Source organism: Polaromonas sp. P1_G4, from assembly GCF_056405475.1.
Genome location: NZ_JBFUCA010000532.1, coordinates 1 through 2,802 on the forward strand (window position 1 = coordinate 1; position 2,802 = coordinate 2,802).

The window sequence follows — 2,802 nt, forward strand, 5'->3', positions numbered from 1 at the left end:
ATGGTGGAAAGCTCGTATTTGAAATCGACAAGGCCATCGAGAACAAATTGCTTTTGACGGTGGCTCCAGACGGCTATCTCAAGCGCATCTGATGCCTTTTTTCGGAGAAATTCGTTTCCAGACGTTTGAAAACCATGGCCAATCCCACTCTCGATAGCTGGTTTGCCCACTCGCTGCGAAAAAGCGCTAACGAAGAAAACCCTTCTTTTGCCACGCTTTCGCTGCTGACAGTGGTCATACCTTGCTATGCAAGACAGGATTTCCTGTTGCGACAGTGTGTGTATTGGCACGGCAGTGGTGCGAGCGTGGTGATCGTCGACGGCTCACCGCAACCACTGGATGGCATCTCGCGGCAGACGCTGGATGGCCTTAGCGATGTAATTTATCTACATGCTGCAATCAGCATGTCTGACCGTCTAAAAATGGCGTCCAAACATATCCGCACGCCGTACGCGACCTTGCTCGGGGACGACGAATTTTTTCTGTTCAGCGGACTTTGCAGCGCAATTCTTGCACTTGAACGCGACGCTTCACTGAGCGCCTGCATAGCGCAGTCGCTGGCGTTTCATACCATGCAGGACGGGACTGCCTGCAGTTACGGCCACGGTTACCCGCATTGGCGTTACACGGTCCGGCAGGACGAGATTGAACAGCGGCTGCAGACTGCAATGTCGGACTATACGGCCGCGACCTGCTACGCCGTCTTGCGCGCGCCAGTCTGGTGCAAATCCTGGGGGCAGCTTGAAAACTGGTCGTCACCCTATGTGAGCGAGATGCAGCAAGGAATCACTACCTATATCTGGGGAAAACTTACGACGGTCGACGAGGTGTACTGGATGCGCTCCAGCGAAAACCGGTCYATCACGAGCACAGACTTCAATCGCGGTCTGTCGTTTCGCGACTGGTGGTCGTCTGCTCAATTTGAGACGGAGCACGAGCGGTTTTTCGCGATACTCACCCGTGAGCTCAAAAGCGCCATTACCGTTGACGACGCGCGCGCGCGTGCCGTAGTGCGCGAGGCGGTCGAGACATTTATCAGGCATCTCGATGATCTCGACCGTGATACCAGGCAGGCGCTGACAGGTCCAGGCGCGGTATTGAATACCTTCCGCAAGAGCACCGCTGCTATCGCCAAACGGCTGCTGCCGCGCAGATGGCTGGAGTACCTCAAGTCAGCCATGTTCGGTGCTGTCCCGGCACCGACGCCCGGCAACTATGGCCAATTGCAAGATCTGCAAAAACTTACTCCTCCCGTTGAATTTCTGATTGATGACCGGTTGATCGCCGAACTGTCGGCCATGGAGAATTTGATCAGCGGTTTCTACCGGGCAAGAAAAGGGCACGTAGCATGACCCACAGCGTCCTCATCTCCGGTGCAGGCCAACTCGGCTCGCGCTACCTGCAAGGCCTTGTGAACTGTGCCAGCCCGCTTTGCATTCACGTTCAAGACGTCGATCCGGTGTCGCTCGCGAGAGCGCAACAACGCTGGGACGAGGTCGCGAAAGCGAACAGCCCGCATCAGGTCCAGTTGCATACCTCGCTCGCAACGATGCCGGCAGCCATCGACGTCGCGATTGTTGCAACTACCGCACGCTGGCGACCTGAGGTGGTGCGAGAAATTGCCGCGCGGACGACGGTAGGCGCCTGGATCCTCGAAAAGGTGCTGGCACAGAGTGAGACAGGGCTCGACGAGATTGAGCATCACGTTGGCCACGCCAGAGCCTGGGTGAACACGCCGCGAAGAATGCTCGACTGGCATCAACAGATCAAAGCGCAGCTAACGCCCGGTAAACCAATGCATCTGAAGGTCAGTGGAGGTGCATGGGGACTGGCCTGCAACTCAATCCACTTTCTGGACATGTTCGCCTGGTGGACCGGTGAAACGCCCACAACATTTGATACCAGTGAACTCGCACCTGGCTGGATCGAATCCAAGCGCCCCGGCAACTGGGAGGTCATGGGCACGCTTAAAGTCGACTTCTCGGGCGGATCAACTGCGACCCTGGAAGCCGGCGACGGAGATGTCTTCTACCGCTTTGAACTCGATGACGGCATACACCGCTGGGCCATCGACGAAGCGGCCGGCACCGCAAAACGATCCGACGGACTCGATTTGCCGGGGCGCCTCCCCTTCCAGAGCGAAGTAAGCGGCGCACTCATCGAGTCGATTCTTGTCGGCAACGATTGCGCGTTGCCGACTTTGGAGCAGTCGCTCGAGATCCATCGTCCTTATATTCGAGCCCTGCTTGATCATTGGTGCGTCGCCGTCAATGCCGAAGCCGGCGCTGTCCCCATCACCTGAAACCGAGGAACATAGACGTGAACATCTGGTTGATCGGCGCGGGGCCGCATGCCCGCGAATACGCCAAAGTCTTGCAACATCTGGGCCTGGACTTCGAGGTGATCGGGCGTGGCGAATCATCTGCACTGGCCTTTGAGGCCGCCACCGGCCACGCCGTACGGCGTGGCGGCTTGGTGCAAGCGCTCGCTGAGTCAGGAGCGCCAGCACGAGCGATCGTGGCAGCGAGTTTCGAGGAGCTTGCGCCGGTTGCACTCCATTTACTGGAGGCCGGCACCCGGCGCATCCTGCTTGAAAAGCCCGGTGGCCTGAATCTGGCTGAACTCGGCGCGGTCGCGGCGGCAGCCGAGCAGCACCAGGCCAATGTGCTGATCGCTTACAGCCGGCGCTTCTACGCCGCGACCCGGCAGGCACGAAAAATGATTGAGGAAGACGGCGGCGCACTCAGTTGCAGCTTCGAATTTACCGAATGGGCTCACACGATCGTACCGATGCCCCTACCC

At 58.2% G+C, this 2,802-nt stretch carries 4 protein-coding genes; all 4 read left to right on the top strand.

From position 1 onward, the window contains the following. The first annotated feature begins 23 nt into the window (after window positions 1-23). Complete coding sequence (locus AC1D1X_RS20030) at window positions 24-92, top strand: hypothetical protein (RefSeq protein WP_477698986.1); 69 nt, start codon at window positions 24-26, stop codon at window positions 90-92. A 42-nt stretch (window positions 93-134) separates the two neighbouring features. Continuing rightward, window positions 135-1,352, top strand: coding sequence for a TIGR00180 family glycosyltransferase (locus AC1D1X_RS20035; RefSeq protein ID WP_477668508.1), 1,218 nt, complete (start codon window positions 135-137; stop codon window positions 1,350-1,352). Then, the gene (locus tag AC1D1X_RS20040) at window positions 1,349-2,302 is read left to right on the top strand and encodes a Gfo/Idh/MocA family oxidoreductase (RefSeq protein ID WP_477668509.1); all 954 of its coding nucleotides are present in this window, start codon (window positions 1,349-1,351) and stop codon (window positions 2,300-2,302) included. The genes AC1D1X_RS20035 and AC1D1X_RS20040 overlap by 4 nt, the downstream gene beginning before the upstream one ends. A gap of 17 nt (window positions 2,303-2,319) precedes the next feature. Further along, window positions 2,320-2,802 (top strand): Gfo/Idh/MocA family oxidoreductase (locus AC1D1X_RS20045; protein WP_477698985.1); only part of this gene is annotated, 483 nt, incomplete at its 3' end.